We start from the raw sequence: 20,408 nt of genomic DNA, 5'->3' as shown, positions 1-20,408 counted from the left end.
CTTCACTTACGCTTTTTCATAAACATGATGCGGGCCCGACTGATAATGTACCAGCAAAACCCCAACCCTATAGCGCCACCGGCAATGTATTGCTGGGCGCTGCCCGCTTCCGGATCCCACCAGTACATCAGGCCGAAACCGGCCAGAAACAGCAAGAGTGCAAACATCGAGTGATTAACCAGACTTTGTGCTTTATCCAGCGCTTTGCTGCGTACTAAAGATTCACGTTTCTCCGGTGTTAAACCGGCGACATCGCCATTGCATTTGCTGCATGTTGCCGTTTTATCGGAAATTTTGTGCCCGCAAAACGGACAGGAAATAATCGCCATGGTACTCCAACCTTAATAAGGCAGCAGGATAAGCCTACTGCAACGCCTGGTATATTTTACTCATGATGCTGCCGTACATACCAGTTTCAAACCTGTCGCCAGCAAAATAATAGCCGTTCTCACCTTCAGGCAGGATTGGGCTGTGTTTTTTGTTCGTCAGTAATACTACCACCAGGCCATAGTATGGGTCGATAAGTGTTGCTGTGCCTGTCCAGCCGGTATGGCCAAATGCATAAGCACTGGCATAAGGGCCGAAGTGCCAGTTCAGATCGCCACCTGTGGCAGTGCGCCAACCCAGGCCAACAGTATGATCAGATGCTGATGGCCGTACAAACTGTTGTACAACAGCAGGACTGAATACCGGTGTTAATCCATAACCACCATGCAGCGCCAGCATGGCAAGGCTTGCCGTTTCCCTGGCGGTGGAGAATAGCCCTGCGTGGCCGGCTACACCATCAAAAGCATAATGTGCTTTTTCATCATGCACATTACCCCTCACCACCCCGCCCTGATCCGCCGGAAAAGTGACCCGGCCACCGCGGCTGTTACCGGCAAGTTCAGTGGCAGCAATCTGCTGTGGCGTAATGCCTTTGCGTAGCGGATTAAACAAGGTGTGTGACAAGCCCATAGGCCGATACAGTGTTTGTTCCAGATACTGATCCTGCTGCTGACCGGTAATGCGCTCAATAATCAGCCCCAGCAGCATGTAGTCGATGTCGCTGTATATCGCCTTACCGCCACGCTCTCGCTCGAACGGCACCTTAGTGGCGATAAGTTGCATACTGTTGTCTCGGTCAAGCGAGTAAAATGCTTCGCCGTGGCGGTTATCCGGCCGGTGAAAATGCACCTCAGGTGGATAACCGGCATTGTGATACAACAGGTCCTTCACCAATCGTTGTTCACGGCCATTGCCCTGATATTCGGCAATGTAATGCTGTACCCGCAGATTGATATCGAGCAAACCGGTACTGACCAGATGCATCAATGCATAATTGGTGGCATACATTTTCGTGTTTGACGCCAAATCAAATACTGTGTCAGTTTGCATCGGTTCGGGCGAGCTCAGCGCGGCGCCAGTGGTATCATAACGGCTGGCATAGCCATACGCTGTTTCTTTAACCACTTTACCGTCTTTGGCAATAAGCAGCACCGCGCCGGGGAAGCCCTGCGCCACTTCGCGGTTAATTAACGCGTCCAGTTCGTCAAGCTCTGTGACTGAAAAGCCGGCTTGCTCTAGTGTACCGTCGTCAAGTGACGGATAAGGCAACACCAGGCGCACCGACGCACCTAATGGTTTAATATCCAGCATTGCCAACTGGTTAAGACCGTTACGTGTTACTGAACTGATATCAAACACCAGATGTTGGCCCAGAGCGGCATCCGGCGCCAGTTGCAGCACCTTGCCATTTATACTCAGTGTAAGGCGCTGCGCTGTACCAAGTTCCAGCAATAACTGCCCCTGGCCCTGATAACCAATGAAGGTAGCCCTGTTGTTTACCAGTGCTCTTTTACTGTTGGTTTGAGGCCAGCTAACATCCAACTGACCGACGGCACTGCCGCCACTGAGCGTAGTGCGCTGCGCTGTACTTTGACTGCTGACCGGCAGTGGTGATACCTGCAACCACTGCTGCGCCGTTGTACAGCCACCAAGCGATACCAGAGCAGTTGCCAGTAGCAATACCTTTACTTTACTGCGCATGCGAAAACCTAACGCAGTGTATCAACAACGGCTAAAATCGCCGGCAACATGTCCTGACCAAGTTTCATTGAACGCACATCAGACCAACCGTAAGCCGAATCCGGCAGATTAGCATTGTCTTTAAACGGCATTTCAACGGTGTATGCCAGGCAGTTAAACTGATCGCCAACCCAGGAGGTTGCAACGGTCATATTGGCCTTACCCGGCGCATCGAGCTCATAGCCATACTGGGTCTGGAATTCAGGCGTCACAGCCAGCAAGGTCTGTTTAAACAGCTGTTCCAGCTTTTGGATCCGTTCATTGTACGAAGGCACGCCTTCAGTACCGGCAACAAAGTTGTAAGGCAGATTTTCATCACCGTGCATATCTAGGAACAGGTCTACACCCGTCTCCAGCATCTTCTGCCGGACCAGATACACTTCCGGGCTTTTCTCCATTGAGGGTGTTTGCCATTCGCGGTTTAAGTTCATACCGGCCGCGTTGGTGCGCAAATGGCCGCGCACTGAACCATCGGGGTTCATATTCGGCACTATATAAAACACTGCTTTGTCTAATAACGCGCGTGCTACACCATCGTCTTCGTCAAGCAGGCGGTCCAGTAAGCCTTCAATCAGCCATTCCGCCATGGTTTCGCCCGGGTGCTGACGTGCTGTGATCCAGATTTTCTTTTTACCCTCTTCCGGCTCGCCGACAACCAGTAAACTCATGTCGCGGCCATCCAGCGTTTCGCCAAGCTCGACCAGCTGACAGTTGTAATCAGATTGCGCCTGATGCAGCAAATCCATATGGCGCTCATAGCTGTATGGTGCAAAATACGCAAAATATACCGACTCTGCTTCTGGAAAGTGCTTTATTGTCAGCGCCTTACCATCGTATTCAGTATCGACACGGAACCAGGTTTGACGATCGTAAGAGGCTACGGCCTGATAATCTTTCCAGCCATCCGGATAAGCCGACTCTGACGCGTTGGTAAAGATCAGTTTGTGTTCCTGAGCGTGCTCGGTACTTAAGCGAAAGTGGAACCACTGGAAAAAGTCAGACTGATTGTCTTTACGGATAGCCAGTTGAATGTTATCCGGGCTGTCCATCTGCAGAACTTCAATATTACCGCTGTCAAAATTGCTGGTGATTTTCATAACATAAATCCATTGCTTAAAATGGTAAGAAGACTAACACAGCCTGCTTGTGGCACAAGTCGGGTTGCTATGGTGCGCTAAGGCTGTGCGACAGTGTGACGGATTCTAACAGGTTCACGCTAAAGAAAAAGCCGCTAAAAAGCGGCTTTTCGATAAAGTAACGGTTTAACGCGCTACCGGTAAGGTTGGATACTTAATGCCAGCCATATCATTCATAACACGGATGACCTGAGTACTGTAACCGAACTCGTTGTCATACCAAACGTACAACACACAGCGATCGCCATCTACAATAGTAGCCTGGGAGTCAACCACGCCGGCATAGCGGGAACCCACTAAGTCAGACGACACAATTTCGGTCGACGCGGTAAAATCAATCTGATCCTGTAGCTCAGAGAATAACGATGTACGCTGTAGGAAGTCGTTCATCTCTTCGCGGCTGGTTTCGCGGTTCAAGTTCAGTGACAAAATCGCCATAGATACATTAGGTGTTGGCACACGTATAGCGTTACCGGTCAGCTTGCCTTTAAGCTGAGGCAAGGCTTTGGCCACAGCACTGGCTGCACCGGTAGACGTTAATACCATATTCAGTGGCGCGGCACGGCCACGGCGCTCAGCACTGTGGAAGTTATCAATCAGGTTCTGATCATTGGTGTATGAGTGGACTGTTTCGACATGGCCGTTACGGATACCAAATTCATCTTCCAGCGCTTTTAACACCGGTGTAATGGCATTGGTGGTGCAGCTTGCTGCTGATACAATTTTGTGCTCCGGCAAAATCATATGCTGGTTTACACCGTAAACGATGTTCGGCACTTCGCCTTTTGCCGGCGCGGTTAACAGCACTTTCGCTGTTCCTTTGCTTTTGAAGTGGATGCTCAGCTCTTTATCGTCTTTCCAGATGCCGGTGTTGTCGACCACCAGTGCATTGTTAATGCCATACTGCGTGTAATCAACCAGCTCCGGTGAATTAGCGTATATCACCTTAATGAAGGTGCCATTGGCTTTGATCCCCTGATTTTCTTCATCAATGGTAATGCTGCCATTAAATGGGCCGTGAATTGAATCGCGGCGTAACAGGCTGGCGCGCTTTTCCAAATCACCTTTCTTACCGCCACGCACAACGATAGCGCGTAAGCGCAATTTAGTGCTCGGGCCGGATCTTTCCAGCATTAAGCGCGCTAACAAACGGCCGATACGGCCAAAACCGTACAACACAACGTCAACAGGTTTTACCTGATCTTCCTGATCGAGGATGTCGGCCAGTTCGCGATCCAAGTATTGCTGTAACTCCACACCGTTAGCAGCGTTCTTATAGATATAACCATAAGCCAACTTACCGATATCGACACGCCCCGGTGCCAGCTTCATTTTGCTAATCGCTTCCAGCACCGGAAAGCTTTCACGCAGGCGCAGCTTCTGGCCTTCAAAACGTTCAACGCTTTTGTGCGCTTTAATGATGTCGATGGTGGTCGCATTTACCAGTGGCCGACCGTAAACCACCACTTCAATGCCTTTGCTGCGATACAGCCGGCCAATGATAGGTTGCATATTTTCGGCATATTCCTGGCGTTCCTGCCAGCTCTTCTGATACAGCTCTTCGTGCGATAGGGTCATGTGTAGGCCTTTTACTTCAATAAGATGAATTAATCGGTTATGCCAAAGCAGGGTCTGCGCCGCTTAACGCTTTGCCGGCGCGTATTGTAATAGAAGATGAAAGCCTACGACAACAGTTACAGTTTTTTTATTCGTTACTTCCTTTAAAGCTAAGTGATACTGAGTTCACGCAATAGCGGTTCCCGGTTGGCGCCGGCCCATCATCAAACACATGCCCTAAATGGGCGTCACAGTTCGCGCATAAAATTTCGGTACGGTTCATGCCATGGCTGGTATCAGTCTGGTAGTCAACTTTACCTTCTATTGCCTGGTAAAAGCTGGGCCAGCCGCAGCCTGCATCAAATTTGGTGTCTGAACGGAACAGTTCGCTACCACAACAAATACAGTGATAAGTGCCCTGCTTTTCGTTATGCAGCAGCTCACCGCTAAACGGATATTCCGTCCCTTTTAGCCGGGTAACCCGGTATTGCTCGTCAGTTAGCCGCTGCTGCCATTGTTGTTCAGTTAATTTCATTGCCGTTACTCCTGCGCTTTGCCTTTCTGTAAGCATATCCCGCCTTACACCACAAAAACAGTAACCATACTTGATTAATGATATGCAATAAATATAATAAGCATTGCTTACTATATAGGTAATATGTTTTATGAGTTCAGACAACGCTATGGCTAACAACATCGGTTTCTTGCTGGCTGATGTATCACGCTTGATGCGCAAAGCATTTCAGCAGGAACTGGCATTGCTGGGTAGCCCTTTGACGTTGGCACAAGCCCGTGCACTGTTAATTGTTGCCCGATTTGAAGGTGTACGTCAGGTAGATATCGCAGACCGGCTTGAGATCCAGCCTATTACCCTGGCGCGTTTGCTGGACCACCTGGTAGCACTGGATCTGATAGAGCGTCGCCCTTCGCCGGATGACCGCCGTGCCTATCATATTTACCTGCGTCCCAAAGCAGACAACCACCTACAAACCATCCAACTTGCCGGCAGCAAGGTGAAATCTGTGGCACTGGCCGGATTAGATCAGGACTTGCTGATAACACAATTGCAAAGCATCCAACAGAAATTAAGTATCAATTAAACAACGTATTATGCCTGTTACAGGCGGAGTATTTTATGGCTAACAGTATTATTTCATCCCCTGCTGAAACCAGACTGACTAAGCCGAATAACCGGCTTATCCGCCGGGTATTTATGCTGCTGTTGCCAGCGCTGTTTGCCGTTGGCGGTGTCGCCGCCTATTTGCATGGCGGACGTTTTATCTCTACCGATAATGCATATATCAAAGCCGACAAAGTGCCGGTAAGTGCAAGAATCAACGGACCAGTGCAGGATATTCTGGTGCAAGAGAACCAGCAGGTTAACGCCGGTGATATCCTGTTTACCATTACACCAGAACCTTATCTGGTTGCCAGGGCCAAAGCGCAGGCGACACTGTCTCAGGTGCGCTCAGATATTGCGGCTTTAAAGGCGTCCTACCGCGAAAAAGAGGCAGAAATCGCATTAGCTCAAACCAAATATGAGTTCAGCAAAAAGCAACAAGCCCGTCAGGCCGACTTGCTGGCCAGCCACTATGTGTCAGCTAATAATTACGACGACGCCGAACAAACTACAGCCGTTTCGCTCCAACAAATCGCCACATTACAGCAAGACTTACAGCGTATCGCAGAAAGTTTAGGTGGCAGCGTAACCCTACCAACAGAGCAACACCCTGCATTTCAGGCGGCACAGGCTGAGCTTGCCAAAGCTAACCTTGATGTTGAATACCTGGCAGTCAGAGCCAGTATGGACGGCGCGGTCAGTAAACTGCCAAAACCCGGCCAATACTTGGCAGCCGGTGCGACTGCAGCAACCTTAGTCGCCAACCAAAAACTGTGGATTGAGGCTAACTTCACAGAGACCGATTTAACCTATATGCAGCCAGGGCAAGAGGTTACGGTCAAGGTCGATACCTATCCTGATCAAAGCTGGCACGGGGTTGTGCAAAGCTTAAGTCCGGCAACCGGTGCCGAGTTCTCTATTATTCCGGCGCAAAATGCCACTGGTAACTGGGTGAAAATCACCCAAAGAGTACCGGTACGCATTGCTCTGCAACCCGATGCCAGCGCAGCCCCACTTCTTGCTGGGCTCAGTGCCGAAGTCGCAGTTGATACGGGCCACAAACGCAGCCTGTTCGGCTTTAGCCTATGAGCAGCATTAGTGCCCCGGCGGATACCCAGGATAATCAGTCGCTGGCGAGGCAACGCTTACTGATCACACTGTCTGTCATGCTGGCCACGATAATGCAGGCGCTGGATACCACTATCGCCAATGTGGCTCTGCCGCATATGCAGGGAACCCTTGGTGCAACTCAGGATCAGATCTCGTGGGTGCTGACCTCCTATATTGTCGCCGCTGCGATATGTATGCCGCTTACCGGTATTCTCAGTGCCCGCTTTGGCCGTAAGCAAATATTTCTCTGGTCAGTCATCGGTTTTACCATCACATCTATGTTGTGCGGTGCGGCACAAAGCCTTGGTCAGCTGGTGCTGTTCCGTCTGCTGCAAGGCGTATTTGGTGCCGCTTTAGTTCCACTGTCTCAGGCAGTGCTGCTTGATACCTACCCTAAAGCACAGCATGGTAAAGCCATGGCAATGTGGGGGGTTGGCGTTATGATAGGGCCTATTCTCGGCCCATCCCTTGGTGGCTGGCTGACAGAATATTATAACTGGCGCTGGGTGTTTTATATTAACCTGCCGTTTGGGTTACTGGCATGGGCAGGCATTGCGGCGTTTGTGCAGGAAACCGCAACAGATACTGCACGTCGTTTTGATATCACCGGCTTTGCGTTACTGGCATTGAGTATAGGCGCGCTGCAAATGATGCTTGATCGCGGAGAAGTGCTTAACTGGTTCGCCAGCCGGGAAATACTTACCGAAGCAGTCTTAGCGGTGTTGGCAATGTATTTATTCATTGTGCATATTTTTACTGCGCGGCAACCTTTTATAGAACCTGCTATCTTTCGCGACCGCAATTTTAGTGTCGGCTTAGTGTTTATTTTTATCGTCGGCATTATCTTGCTGGCAACAATGGCGCTATTACCGCCGTTTTTGCAAAACCTTTTAGGATACCCGGTGATCGATGTAGGCTATGTGCTGGCACCAAGGGGGATTGGCACCATGGCAGCGATGATTACGGTCGGTAAATTATCCGGCAAAGTGGATGTAAGGCTGAAAATTCTACTGGGACTGCTGTTAACTGCCTTTTCGCTGTGGCAAATGACGTTGTTTAATACTGACATCAGCCATTGGGATATTATCAGCACCGGTATGATCCAAGGCCTGGGCTTGGGTTTCATTTTCGTGCCACTGTCGACCATTGCATTTTCCACACTGCATAGCCGCTATCGTAATGAAGGCACATCCTTGTTCAGCTTAATGCGAAATATTGGGAGTAGTATTGGTATTTCGGTGGTCGTTACCTATCTGGCACACCGTACTCAGGCTAATCATGCGGCGTTTGCCGGCTTTATCACCCAATCAAATGACGCCTTACAACAGAGTGTACAGCAAGGTGTTTTTGATATCTCCACAGCACAGGGGCTGAGCCAGATTAATGCTGAAGTGACGCGCCAGGCTGCCACATTGGCGTACTTACAGGACTTTAGGTTAATGATGTTTTTAACACTTGCCGCCCTGCCACTGCTGCTGTTACTTAGCCCGGCTAAACAAAAACACGTAAACTAATTTATTAGTTTCATTAATATTATTGTAATTTATCTCTGTTTAGCTAATGCCATCTTATTCAGGAGTGAACAGATGGCAAAGCTTACCCGGCGCGATTTTCTTCTGGCTTCAGCAGCCAGTATCGGCAGTATTGTTATATCTACCAGCCTGAGCGGCTGTAGCAGTGACAACGATAATCCAGAACCTTTACCGTACGATGTAGCATTTTTACATGGTGTCGCCAGCGGTGACCCTACTACTGATGCTTTGCTGCTATGGACTCGTATCAGCGCAGAGGCAACAGAAGTGCCACTGGAATGGCAACTATCGGTAGACAAAGAGTTTAGCCAGATACTGCGAAGCGGTAATACCACTACATCAGCCAGTAGTGACTATACCGTTAAAATTGATGTTCGGGAGCTGGCTGCGGGCACCGAGTATTTCTATCGCTTTCGGGCCGGCACTGTGTATTCCCCAATCGGTCGCGGTAAAACGCTACCTGAAGGTGATGTCAGTCAGGTAAAACTGGCTGTATTCTCGTGTTCTAACTACCCCGCTGGCTATTTTCATGTCTATGCCGCCGCGGCATTATTAAGTGATCTGGATGCATCCATCCATCTTGGCGACTATATCTATGAATACGGTGCTGGGGGTTACGCCAGTGAAGATGCTCAAGCCATGGGTCGGGTTGTGCAGCCGGCAACAGAAATCTTAACTTTGGCCGATTATCGCCAGCGGTATGCACAGTACCGAACTGATCAGGCACTGCAGCAAATTCATGCTGCGGCACCTTTTATTGCGGTATGGGATGACCATGAGATTACCAACGACGCCTGGCGAGACGGTGCAGAAAACCATCAGAGTGATGAAGGTGATTACACCGAACGTAAAATGGCGGCGCTGAGGGCTTATTTTGAGTGGATGCCAATCCGACCTGTCGCAACCGGTGATAATGAAACCATCTATCGTCAGTTTGAGTTTGGTAATTTACTTAACCTGCTGATGCTGGACACGCGTATTATCGGCCGGGATCAACAACTGCAGTACGCTTCATACATCGACCCTACTTCAGGTCAGCTTGACGCGCAGCGTTTTACAGCCGATTTAACCCAGAGCAGCCGTACCATACTGGGTGCAGAACAGCTGCAGTGGCTGCAGGATAAACTAAGCCAAAGCACGGCGCGCTGGCAGATGCTTGGCCAGCAAGTGTTAATGGGACGAATGATGCTGCCCGGTGCCGTTGCATTGCAGCAGCTGAGCATTACCGATTTTGCCGAACTGGCAGCACTGGCGCAACTGGCAGGCCGTGCCCAGGCTGGCGATCCAACCCTTACGACAGAGCAACTGGCATACCTGCAAGCCAATCAGCAAAGATTAACGCCAGCAGTCATGACACTGCTGCAGCTACCTGCAATGCCTTATAACCTGGATGCCTGGGATGGCTATCCGGCAGAGCGCGAAATTATCCTTAACACAGTAGCCGCAGCCAAAAAACAGTTGTTGGTACTGGCAGGCGATACGCATAACAGCTGGGCAAACCATCTCGATTTAGCCGACGGCACTGCTGTTGGTGTAGAGCTGGCCACATCGTCAGTTACCTCACCCGGTCTTGAGCAATATATTAACCTGCCGGACCGCACATCAGCCGCAGCAACCGAGCAAGCGCTGGAGCAGCTGGTGCAGGGATTACAATATGCCAACCTGTATGACAGAGGGTTTATGCTGTTAACTGTCAGCCCACAGCAAGTCAGTTGTCAATGGCAATATGTTGACACGATAAAGCAGGCGGAATATCAGTTACTGGAAACGAGAGCCAAACAGGCTGTCGTACAGTATAACGCCGACAGCGCTACACGCCTGACGTTGCAGTAATGGCGGGTTACTCGGCAAAAAGTTTAGCGATGCTGCGCTGATAATGTGTTGCGGGCCTTGCCGCACTGCGCTGCAAGGCATCCACTACCAGGCGAAGATGTGCGTCAGTGTCAGCCAGAACAAAACTGTAACCTCCGGTTGCGGAGGTTAGTATCGTCATACTCAGCTGAGCAGTACCATCTTTACTACGGATAAAATTCAGACTTTCGCGTACAGGGTATTTATCAAGGCTGTAATTGAAAAACTGCAGCGCAAATTCCATTTGCTGAAAAGACGTAGGAAACTCTGTGCGGGCAGAAAAATAACGGCTGAAAGCGCGGGAGATCTCCTCGCGGGGTGCAAAAGCAGGCTGCGGTGCTGCACGATGAAAGTACAACTTACAGTGGCCTGTGCTTTTTTGCTCAATCATCTTCCAGCACGGTGCATTTTGTTCCGCTGAAAAATCCACTGCTGTATTTGCATGCAGGAACCCGCTGCAAACAACAGCGCTTATCAGACCTATTTTACGCAGTACTGACATGGTTCCTCCGTGACATCTTAAATAAACAGCAACAGCATAAACACGCAGTGCGAACCTTCTTTATAGTATTAAATTTTTATTAATTCAATGCATTATTCCAATAATTGTAACAATTAATCCTTTGGCAGCGCCGCCAGTACCCGGGCAACAAGTTGATTAAGCTCATCGCCGTTAGCTATCCAGCGCGCGACAATCAGCAAATCGTGCTGCTGATCAATATAAATAATATTGCGCCCCGCCCCCTGAAACGTTACAGCAGTATCCGGTGCGGCAGGCAGCGCTTTGCGCCCTGGATTTAAAAACCAGTTTGCATAACCATAATCCGCTTTGGCGCTACCTCCGGTGCGGGCCTGGGCGATAAAGTCACGGCTAACCAATTGTTTGCCTTGCCAATTACCATCGTGCAAAAATAAATAACCAAAACGGGCCAGATCCCAGGCATTAATAAACATACCACCACCCCAGTGCCCGCCACCTGACACACTCTGAATGCGCTGGCCATCCAGCTCAATCCAACTGTTGTCATAGCCATACCAGCGCCAGGTAGAGCTGGCACCAATCGGCTGCATAATGCGTTCGTTCAACACCACCGGCAATGGCTTACGCCAGACGTAAGTTGTAGCCAAAGCTAATAAGTTGACCCGAACATCATTATACTTGTAGCGTGTCCCGGGCTTGTACAAAGGCCTGTAAGGCCAGTTTTTCGCCTCGCCTTCCGGCCGGTCAGCCCAATCAGGTTTTCCCCACAAACTGCCCTGCCAGTCGCTGGTTTGCCGCAGCAAGTGGTCCCAGCGGATAGCACTGTTATGCTCTCCGGCGAAAAGCGTGTTATCGGACGGTAAATAAGGGCCAACAAAATCCTGCACATTGGCAATCAGCCCGTCTTGCAGTGCCAGACCCGTTACTGTGGTTAAAAAGGTTTTACTAATGCTGTGCGTCATGTCGACACTTTGCGTATCGCCCCACTTAGCGATAACAGCACCGCGATAAACGATCAGCCCGTTTGCGCCGGCACGCACGGACATAGGGCCAATGATCTGATCGTAGGGTTCGCGCGCGCCAAAGGTTGTCGCTTGCACAATTGCTTGATCTTTATCCGCCGGGTTTTCACTTGAAATAGCGTAATCTACAGCTTGCTGCAGTTTAGTGGTATCAACACCAAGGCTGTGTGGCTTGACCTGCTGCCAACTGCCAGCTGGTGGGAAATAAGGCTCTGCTGCAGCAAGCTGATTGCTTGCGGCTAAAACGATAACAGAAGCGAGTAGCTTAAAAGATGTTTTATAGTAGGACGTTAGCATGGTGGTCTTCAAAAAAAACAAGATAGCCAGACCTTAAAACAATTCGCCGCCAATTACAGCTACAACTCGGCGGGATAACCGCCAGATCAACAACAAAACACGAAGAAACCACCCGCAGGTGGTTTCTTCCGCATCTTTTACAGTTGGCTATTTGGCTTTTTGGGCTTCATAGCGCTGGACAATTTTTTGCGCCAGCTGCTGCCCCCACTGCTGCCCCAGAATCATAGATTCGCGCATGATCGCCGGTTGCGTTTTAATCATTTTCTGCCCGACATCGGAGGCGTAAAACTCATTAAGCGCTTTAACATCAGCTTCTGTAAGGTGTTTCTGATATACCGGGATCAACAAATTCTCCAGCTCTTCGGCGTTGACCTCTTGCATCACATCGTCCCAGAACGCAGGCGGTGCATCTGGTATCATATTTTTCAGCGCGGGTATCATCTGATTCATCATTTGCACGCCGAGATCACCGGCGCCAGACACCTGAAGTAACTTTTTTATACTTTCCGGTTTTGCCTGCTGCGCCATCGCCGGCATTGCCAGCCAGACTGTTAAACAGATTGCCAGAACAACACACATCCTCATGCTTACATCTCCATTTCATGTTATTAACTGAAGCCGTACTTTAACGTAATACCGCAACAATGTCAGCGCCAATATAAGCCTGTAGCTGGGGTATCATTTGGCTTGCAGGTCTTCAGCGGGTTTATAACAAGGTAAAATTCAGCGCAGTATTTACACTTTGCCGCAGTGAGTCCATCGCAGCGTTTATCGCCTGCTCTATCGCAACCCGGCTTAACCCGGTAACAGCAAGTAACACAGTACGCGACGCATTGCGCTGGATCTGATGATGCAAACGGGCCTGCTCAGGCGTGATTTCGCCGGTTAACTGCATGCGCTCAATCATGACCAGATTTTCAGCGAGCTTCGTTGCTTCAGCAGTGGCGTATTCTTTAATATCCGGCCACTTATCTGTCAGCTCGGCTTTAAAAACCTGCAGCATACTGGCGGCAAGCTGTGATGCATCTAAGCTCATTGCAATTCCCTCTGTGTTATAGCAAAGGTTTACCACGTTTCTTTGCCAGTTCAAGTTTCAAAATGGCGGTAATGCTGCTGTCAAAGTTACTGCGCAAATTAGTTACCTGATTCGGGGTTAAACAACCAAGCTGATGTAGCTGTTCAAGGCTTATCAGGCTATCTTGCAGTAAATCAACCTGTTCGATAGTCAGTTCATTCGCTTCTATAGCCTTAACCCGCACAGAAATAGCACTTAGCGCGATTTTTGCTTGCTGATAAAACTGAGTGTGGTTGCTGTATTTACATTCCGGCAAACCGGCCTGAGCCTCAACCGTCAGGAAAAACTGCGTCATCTCTTTTTGCAGAGCCGTTATTGCATTATCAGTTTTTTCATCGTAGCTGCTGATGAGTTTTACTGCGCAACCTGATAAAAGCAGCACAAAGATCAGCAGGAAAGATAGCCGCAATATGTTCTGTTTCACTACCGGCATCGTATTCTCCTCAGCAGTAAGTAACTATAAAACATAGCTGTTTATTTACTTTGCTACATTACGTTCCGGTTCGAAGCCGTCATAACGCGGCAAAGCGCAGTCTAAGTCTTCCCAGTTTGCTTTGGAACTGTAAAAATTATGCGATACAGGCCGCTCGCTGATATCAGAGTTTAATATACCCAGGCGCAAACGTACGCGCGCAGGATCAGTCGCATTGCTGCTATACACCGGTGACCCACAGTTACGGCAAAAATGCCGCAAACGCCCAGGCTTAAACGCAAACTGGCTTAATTTATCGGCACCTTTGACAACAGTAAAATCCTCAGTCTGGACAAAACCATTAGTAGCAAAAGCAGTACCGCTTGATTTACGACACAGCGAACAGTGACAATGAATAATGCTGCTTATTGGGCCGCTAACCTCAACCCTTACCTCACCGCACAAACAAGCCCCATGATACATAAATACTCCTCTTACAGCGTGATTAACGCCAGCATATCTTCATTGTCGTCATCCAACCCTTGCTCAACAAAACCAAAGCTGGCATAAAAGTTTTTTGCTACCGGATTTCCAGGGTTATAACAAATCTCAATCTGCTTAATATCAGCGTCTTGCTTAATCTCAGCTAATGCCAGTGCCATTGCCTGACGGCCTATCCCCTGCTGTTGGTACTCTTTATCAACCATAAAACGCCAGATAGACATAAGCTGCGGTGTTTCTTTTACCCACATAAAAAACCCGACTGGCTGCTGAGCAAGATAAATAGCGCGGCAGCTATGGCCATCGTTATAGGCTGCCTCCACCAGAGACCACATATTGCAAGCCACGTACGGCTCTTGCTCAGTAGTGACCTCAAGGTCGCACACCGCTTCATAGTTTTCCTGGGTGACTTCACGTAGCGAAATATCCATATAACTGCATTTTTCCTTAATAAATTACTTTGATTACAACCAAATCAAGCCAGAATAGGGCTGCTGAGTTAACGCTGCTAACCTTGATTGCAAATTGCCGCAATGCAGCTCCAGCTTGTAGCCATCTGGGTCCAGAAAATAAATTGACTGCCCTTCACTACTATTCTGTTTCCATTCGATTACGCCATTTTTACGTAGCCTTGTCGCAAAAGCCGTAAAGTCTTTTTCAGCAATAGTTAGTGCAATATGTGAATAGTCCTGATTTGGTATTGGCGTGTCACAAGACAAACAAAACCACATATCCGCAAGGCTCAGATAAGCACCGGTATCCCAGCGAACATGCGCTTTCATGCCGAGCAATTCAGCGTAAAACGCTAGCGAGCGATCTAAATTGCTCATCGCAATGGTGATATGGTTTATTCCCTGGAGCACAGCGATTCCTTATACAGGTAATAGCCTAATACAATTAACGGAATATTCGTCGTGATCGGGTTAAAGGCTTCCAACAATATAAAGGGCGTCATTGTTGCAGCAAACAGTAACAGGCTGACCAAACCAATAATGTTCAAAAGCTGCACCACTTTAAACTGGTAGCAGCAAATAAATATCAGGCCAAAAATAACTTCTGCTACGCCTGCAGTTTTTACCAATAGATAAGTGATTTCATCTGAAAAACCCAAGCTGCTGGTCATCGTCTGCTCCAGCGGAGCAATTTGTAATAACTTAGGGAAGATTCCGTGGTAAATCCAAGTTAAACCAATGACATAACGAGTCAGTTGCACCATGTTCAAAATTCGACACTTCCTATCTAAAAACCTGAAGAAGCAAACAAGCTCTGATGCTAGTGAACTTTACCAGCAAAGTGAAAAACTTATTTACATCAGCAGACATAAAAAAACCACCCGCAGGTGGTTTTTTACAGTTCAAGCGTTACTTTAACGTGACGCTTAGCTTACTGATTGCATTCAGCGCTTTTTGCGTTGCAGCTTCAACGCTGTCACTCAGTGCCAATGCGACTCCCATGCGACGCTCGCCCTGCACTTCAGGCTTACCGAAAATACGTAGTTCTGTATCAGGTTCGGCTAATGCTGCAGCTAAACCATGGTACTGAATATCAGCACTGTTGCCTGGTACCAACAGCACGGCAGAAGCTGCCGGGCCGTATTGTTTAATTTGCGGTATTGGCAAGCCTAAGATGGCGCGGGCATGCAACGCAAATTCACTCAGTTGCTGCGATATCAACGTTACCATGCCAGTATCATGCGGCCGCGGTGATACTTCAGAGAAGTAAACCTCGTCACCTTTAATAAACAGCTCAACACCAAACAGACCGCGCCCGCCTAATGCCTCCACTACTGCTTTGGCATAGGTTTTGGCGGTATTCAGTGCTTTTTCGCTCATTACTTGCGGTTGCCAGCTTTCGCGGTAATCACCTTTTTCCTGACGATGGCCGATAGGTGCACAATATTGAATACCGGACACCGAATTGACTGTCAGCAGCGTAATTTCATAGTCAAAATCGATAAAGCCTTCAACTATCACCCGACCTTTACCGGCACGGCCACCTTCCTGGGCATATAACCAGGCTTTATCCAGATCAGCAGCACTATGCAGTACGCTCTGGCCTTTACCACTGGATGACATAATTGGCTTCACTACGCACGGATAACCAATGGCATTCACCGCGGCAATAAAGCTGTCTTTATCACTGGCAAACTGAAACGGTGATGTCGCAAGCTTTAGCTCCTCTGCAGCTAACCGGCGGATCCTTTCTCGGTTCATCGTCAGGTTTACCGCTTTGGCGCTGGGTACTACATTAAAGCCGCAGTCTTCCAATTCAATCAGCACAGAGGTTGCAATGGCTTCTAACTCAGGCACGATAAGGGCCGGTTTTTCGCTGATAACCAGCTGGCGTAGCGCGGCATTGTCCAGCATTGACATAACAACCGCTTTATCGGCCACCTGCATCGCAGGCGCATTGGGGTAACGGTCAACCGCTATCACTTCACAACCGTAACGCTTAAGCTCAATGCACAGCTCTTTACCCAGCTCACCTGCGCCGAGTAACAGCACTTTAGTGCTGCTGGTACAGCCCACGGTTCCTATTACAGTGTTCATCATTTTATTTTCACCATTGGCCGGGCCGGGTTGCTCCAGTCGACATGGAACATACGGCCTTTAGCTTTATCAGTACGCTCGAACGTATGAGCACCAAAATAGTCACGCTGACCTTGTAGTAAATTTGCCGGTAAAACTGCTGTACGGTAGGAATCGTAGTAACTAAGTGCAGAGCTAAGCGCAGCTACCGGAATACCGGCCAGAGTGGCACTAGCCACAGCCTTACGCCAGTTTTGCTGATAGACAGAGATTTGTTTTGCAAAGAAGGGGTCAAGCAGCAAGTTTTCCAGCTCATCATTACGCTCATAAGCTTCGGTAATAGATTGCAAAAATACCGCTCTGATAATACAACCGGCACGCCAGATTTTGGCAATTTCAGCAAAGTTAAGCTGCCAGCCATGCTCGTCTGCCGCTGTTTTCATTAAGTGGAAACCCTGCGCATAAACACAGATTTTTGCGCAGTACAGCGCATCATGCAGTGCCTGAATAATGTCTTGTTTTTGCTCATCCGAAATCAGGTTTTGTGCCGGGCCGGCCAGCACCGTTGCTGCTTTCACCCGTTCATGTTTTAGCGCTGACAACGAGCGGGCATACACTGCCTCGGCAATAGTGGGTGACGGGCTGCCAAGCTGCAGGCTGCTGACGGCTGTCCAAAGCCCGGTACCTTTTTGTCCGGCTTTATCCATAATGACGTCAACCAGCGGTAGACCGGTTTCTGAATCTTTGGTTGCCAGCACATCAGCACTGATGCCGATTAAATAGCTGTGCAGCTTGCCTTCATTCCATTGTTTGAACACTTCAGCAATTTCTGCCGCCGGCATGCCCAAAATATCGCGCATTACCTGATAGGCTTCGCAAATCAGCTGCATGTCAGCATATTCAATGCCGTTGTGCACCATTTTGACATAATGACCAGACCCGCTTGGGCCGATATAAGTGGCACATGGCTCACCTTCGGTAACCGGGTTACCCGGTTCGAACCGTTCTATCGGCTTACCGGTAGCGGGGTCAACTTTAGCAGCAATGGCTTGCCATAACGGTTTAATGCGGGTCCAGGCGTAGGGATCGCCGCTTGGCATTAATGATGGACCAAACCGGGCTCCCACTTCACCGCCAGATACCGCAGTAGAGAAGAAGATAAACTTCCCTTCAAAGTCTTTTTCACGCGCAACGGTATCTGTCCACAGACTGTTACCGGTATCGACGATAATGTCATCCGCCTGAATACCAGCATCAATTAACTTATGGCACACATCGTCTACCGGTTTACCAGCCGGCACCGACAGCACGATTAAATGCGGTGCCGATAAGCGGGATAATAACTCGGTGTAAGAGCTGCAAGCGATAACGCGGGCGGGCTTGTCGCCCCGCTCAGCTTTGTCCTGCGCCAACACAGCTTCCAGTTTCTGGTGATCCAAATCGAACGCGGCAACGCGGTAACCGTTATCCGCCAGGTTCAGAATAAGGTTTTTGCCCATTACACCGGCGCCGACAAAACCGATATCACAAAGTGCAGCTGTGTCTGTCATCTGACATTCCTTCATTATTTTCATTTTTGCCAGCCCGCGTGCAAACACCGGACAGCACATAAACGGCGCGCATTATACTGAAAAGGAGTCAATAAACCTACAGCCATACCGACATACTGTGCGCATTCTGCTGGTATTGTAATGTTGTCTGGCCAGCGGGTTGCAGTAAACCTTTATCAACACTGGTGTCAAACAACAATCGGCGTGCTTTACCGGGTAATGTCAGTTGCAGTAAATTGCTGTCGGCATTTAACACAAACAACAGGCTGGCCTGATTGGTTTTATTGGTGATCTGAAAAATACAGCTTAACCGCTCAGGGTCTTGCCAGTCCTGGGGCTGTTTTTTTTCACCATCCGGCAGATACCATTGAATATGATGCTTGTCACCATGCAACTGATAACTGTCGTCCAGCAGTGATAATTGTTGCAGGCAGCTGTATTTGCGCCGAAATGCCAGCATCTGGCGGACAAATTGCAGAAAGTCTTCCTCGTCGCTGTCCAGATGCCAGTCCAGCCAGCTGATATCGTTATCCTGACAGTACGCATTATTATTACCACGCTGACTGTGACTCAACTCATCACCACCCAGCCAGTGGATCATGCCCTGGCTAAGCAATAACGTGGCGACCAGATTACGTTTATGTAAATATCGGTTGGCTTTAACTGACGGGTCTTTACTTGGCCCTTCGACGCCATGGTTACAACTCAGATTATGGTTATGGCCATCACGGTTTTCCTCGCCATTTAGCCAGTTATGTTTGTCTTTGTAACTGACCACATCCTGCAGCGTAAAACCGTCATGGTAGGTCAGATAATTTACACTGCAACACGCTGGTTTATGGTGTTTTTGAAAAATATCCCGTGACCCAAGCAAACGGGTGGTAAATTCTGGTAACACGCCTTTATCACCACGCCAGAATGCGCGGAAGGTGTCACGGCACTTGTCATTTAATTCTGACCAGTGAGCAGGAAACTGCCCCAGCTGATACCCCATAGGGCCAACATCCCAGGGCTCAGCAATCAGTTTTACACCCGATAACACTGGATCTTGTGCGATGATTTGAAAAAATGCCGCATAAGGATTAAACCTTTTATGCTCTCTCGCAAGAGTTGTTGCCAGGTCAAACCGAAAACCGTCAACCTTCATTTCGGTTACCCAATAACGCAAAGCATCCATCACCAGCTTTTGCACAGCAGGATGCGCGACATTCAGCGTATTGCCGCAACCGGTGTAATTACATGGCTGGGTAAAGTCGGTGATATCTGCATGGCTTTCAAACAAGTAATAGTGCTTATTCGCCAGGCCACGAAAACTCAGCAACGGGCCATCATCCCCTGCCTCTGCAGTATGATTAAACACCACATCCAGAATCACTTCTATGCCAGCCTGATGATAAGTTCGTACCAGAGTTTTGAACTCGGTAACCGCGTCCTGATACTGATAACGCGGATCAGGCGCAAAAAAACTCACAGGGTTATAACCCCAGTAGTTTGTTAGCTGCAGTTTGCCCAACCGCGGCTCACTCATAAAGGCCGCCACTGGCAAAAGTTGCAACGTAGTAATACCAAGTTGTTTTAAATGTGCAATGACGGCCGGATGGCACAGCCCAAGGTAGGTTCCGCGTAACTCTTCAGGTACGTCAGGGTGCAGCATTGTCATGCCTTTGACGTGGGCCTCGTATATGACCGTTTTTTCCCGTGCAATCTCGGGTTTAGTACTGCTTTGCCAGTCAAACGGCTGTGCTTTTAACATGCCTTTTGCCAGCATGTAATGGCTTTTAGTGATATACAAGCGTTCATTAAAACTAATACTGCGGTTTAACTGGCGCACATAAGGGTCCAGCAGCAGACGCTCAGCGTCAAATACTAAACCCTTGTCGCTATCGAAGGGGCCATCGGCTTTTAAGCCGTATAAGGTTCCCTCTTCAATGCCACTGACCTGTAAATGCCAGACTTCACCAGTACGGGCACTGAAAGCAAGCTCGCCCAACAGCTCTTCAGTATCAGGCTGATACAAACACAGGGTTAAGGCTGTCGCATCCGGCGCAAATACTGCAAAATTCCACACACCTGGCCCAGCTTGCTGTAAACAACTTGCCCCAAGTGGTGAGGCGGTTCCGGCGGACAACTTTAATAGCGGTATATGGTTACTCATAACAAACAGCTTCC

General features: G+C 49.0%; 21 protein-coding genes. 4 read left to right on the top strand and 17 right to left on the bottom strand.

The window, feature by feature from the left end; genetic code table 11:
• Positions 1–2 precede the first annotated feature (2 nt).
• The 5 genes from LHL18_RS00560 to msrB form a co-directional block, all read right to left on the bottom strand.
• Positions 3–329 carry a zinc ribbon domain-containing protein gene (locus LHL18_RS00560; protein WP_226765359.1) on the bottom strand — a complete coding sequence of 109 codons (327 nt, stop codon included), beginning with the start codon at positions 327–329 and terminating at the stop codon, positions 3–5.
• Positions 330–363: 34 nt separating this feature from the next.
• Complete coding sequence (pbp4b, locus tag LHL18_RS00555) at positions 364–2,028, bottom strand: penicillin binding protein PBP4B (RefSeq protein ID WP_226765358.1); 1,665 nt, start codon at positions 2,026–2,028, stop codon at positions 364–366.
• 8 nt (positions 2,029–2,036) lie between these two features.
• Positions 2,037–3,164, bottom strand: coding sequence for a M14 family metallopeptidase (locus tag LHL18_RS00550; RefSeq protein WP_226765357.1), 1,128 nt, complete (start codon positions 3,162–3,164; stop codon positions 2,037–2,039).
• A 165-nt stretch (positions 3,165–3,329) separates the two neighbouring features.
• The gene (locus LHL18_RS00545) at positions 3,330–4,781 is read right to left on the bottom strand and encodes a glyceraldehyde-3-phosphate dehydrogenase (protein WP_134054986.1); all 1,452 of its coding nucleotides are present in this window, start codon (positions 4,779–4,781) and stop codon (positions 3,330–3,332) included.
• A gap of 127 nt (positions 4,782–4,908) precedes the next feature.
• A complete protein-coding gene (gene msrB / locus LHL18_RS00540) occupies positions 4,909–5,295 on the bottom strand; it encodes a peptide-methionine (R)-S-oxide reductase MsrB (RefSeq protein ID WP_134054988.1) in 387 nt (128 codons plus the stop codon).
• Positions 5,296–5,425: 130 nt separating this feature from the next.
• Here msrB and LHL18_RS00535 point away from each other — a divergent pair, with 130 nt between their 5' ends.
• The 4 genes from LHL18_RS00535 (at position 5,426) to LHL18_RS00520 (ending at position 10,355) form a co-directional block, all read left to right on the top strand.
• A complete protein-coding gene (locus tag LHL18_RS00535; protein ID WP_226765356.1) occupies positions 5,426–5,860 on the top strand; it encodes a MarR family winged helix-turn-helix transcriptional regulator in 435 nt (144 codons plus the stop codon).
• Between the two features lie 35 nt (positions 5,861–5,895).
• Positions 5,896–6,969, top strand: coding sequence for an HlyD family secretion protein (locus LHL18_RS00530; RefSeq protein ID WP_226765355.1), 1,074 nt, complete (start codon positions 5,896–5,898; stop codon positions 6,967–6,969).
• Entirely contained in the window at positions 6,966–8,504 is a 1,539-nt protein-coding gene (locus LHL18_RS00525; protein WP_226765354.1) for a DHA2 family efflux MFS transporter permease subunit, read from the top strand. Before LHL18_RS00530 ends, LHL18_RS00525 begins: the two co-directional genes overlap by 4 nt.
• A gap of 72 nt (positions 8,505–8,576) precedes the next feature.
• Positions 8,577–10,355, top strand: coding sequence for an alkaline phosphatase D family protein (locus tag LHL18_RS00520; protein WP_226765353.1), 1,779 nt, complete (start codon positions 8,577–8,579; stop codon positions 10,353–10,355).
• 7 nt (positions 10,356–10,362) lie between these two features.
• Here the strand turns inward: LHL18_RS00520 and LHL18_RS00515 are convergent, their stop codons facing one another.
• From LHL18_RS00515 to glgX, 12 genes are all read right to left on the bottom strand, one after another.
• The gene (locus tag LHL18_RS00515; RefSeq protein ID WP_226765352.1) at positions 10,363–10,875 is read right to left on the bottom strand and encodes a hypothetical protein; all 513 of its coding nucleotides are present in this window, start codon (positions 10,873–10,875) and stop codon (positions 10,363–10,365) included.
• A 113-nt stretch (positions 10,876–10,988) separates the two neighbouring features.
• On the bottom strand, positions 10,989–12,173 hold the full coding sequence (locus LHL18_RS00510) for a serine hydrolase domain-containing protein (protein ID WP_226765351.1): 1,185 nt from the start codon (positions 12,171–12,173) through the stop codon (positions 10,989–10,991).
• 147 nt (positions 12,174–12,320) lie between these two features.
• Positions 12,321–12,758, bottom strand: coding sequence for a DUF2059 domain-containing protein (locus LHL18_RS00505; protein ID WP_226765350.1), 438 nt, complete (start codon positions 12,756–12,758; stop codon positions 12,321–12,323).
• A gap of 121 nt (positions 12,759–12,879) precedes the next feature.
• Positions 12,880–13,209, bottom strand: coding sequence for a hypothetical protein (locus tag LHL18_RS00500; RefSeq protein WP_226765349.1), 330 nt, complete (start codon positions 13,207–13,209; stop codon positions 12,880–12,882).
• Between the two features lie 16 nt (positions 13,210–13,225).
• A complete protein-coding gene (locus LHL18_RS00495; RefSeq protein ID WP_226765348.1) occupies positions 13,226–13,681 on the bottom strand; it encodes a hypothetical protein in 456 nt (151 codons plus the stop codon).
• Between the two features lie 45 nt (positions 13,682–13,726).
• On the bottom strand, positions 13,727–14,143 hold the full coding sequence (locus tag LHL18_RS00490) for a GFA family protein (protein WP_226765347.1): 417 nt from the start codon (positions 14,141–14,143) through the stop codon (positions 13,727–13,729).
• An 11-nt stretch (positions 14,144–14,154) separates the two neighbouring features.
• Positions 14,155–14,592 (bottom strand): GNAT family N-acetyltransferase, encoded by a 438-nt coding sequence (locus LHL18_RS00485; RefSeq protein WP_226765346.1) that lies wholly within the window; start codon positions 14,590–14,592, stop codon positions 14,155–14,157.
• Between the two features lie 33 nt (positions 14,593–14,625).
• Entirely contained in the window at positions 14,626–15,024 is a 399-nt protein-coding gene (gene fos / locus LHL18_RS00480; RefSeq protein WP_226765345.1) for a fosfomycin resistance glutathione transferase, read from the bottom strand.
• A complete protein-coding gene (locus LHL18_RS00475; protein WP_226765344.1) occupies positions 15,009–15,377 on the bottom strand; it encodes a DoxX-like family protein in 369 nt (122 codons plus the stop codon). Before LHL18_RS00475 ends, fos begins: the two co-directional genes overlap by 16 nt.
• A gap of 145 nt (positions 15,378–15,522) precedes the next feature.
• On the bottom strand, positions 15,523–16,713 hold the full coding sequence (gene purT / locus LHL18_RS00470) for a formate-dependent phosphoribosylglycinamide formyltransferase (RefSeq protein ID WP_226765343.1): 1,191 nt from the start codon (positions 16,711–16,713) through the stop codon (positions 15,523–15,525).
• The gene (gene gndA, locus LHL18_RS00465) at positions 16,710–18,239 is read right to left on the bottom strand and encodes an NADP-dependent phosphogluconate dehydrogenase (protein WP_226765342.1); all 1,530 of its coding nucleotides are present in this window, start codon (positions 18,237–18,239) and stop codon (positions 16,710–16,712) included. The genes purT and gndA overlap by 4 nt, the downstream gene beginning before the upstream one ends.
• A gap of 97 nt (positions 18,240–18,336) precedes the next feature.
• Complete coding sequence (glgX, locus tag LHL18_RS00460; protein ID WP_226765341.1) at positions 18,337–20,394, bottom strand: glycogen debranching protein GlgX; 2,058 nt, start codon at positions 20,392–20,394, stop codon at positions 18,337–18,339.
• Positions 20,395–20,408 lie beyond the last annotated feature (14 nt).

Origin of the sequence: Rheinheimera aquimaris (genome assembly GCF_020531985.1) — a bacterium.
Taxonomy (GTDB): Bacteria; Pseudomonadota; Gammaproteobacteria; order Enterobacterales; family Alteromonadaceae; genus Alishewanella; species Alishewanella aquimaris.
The sequence above is the reverse complement of the archived record's forward strand: the minus strand, read 5'-3'. Positions and strand labels throughout refer to the sequence as shown.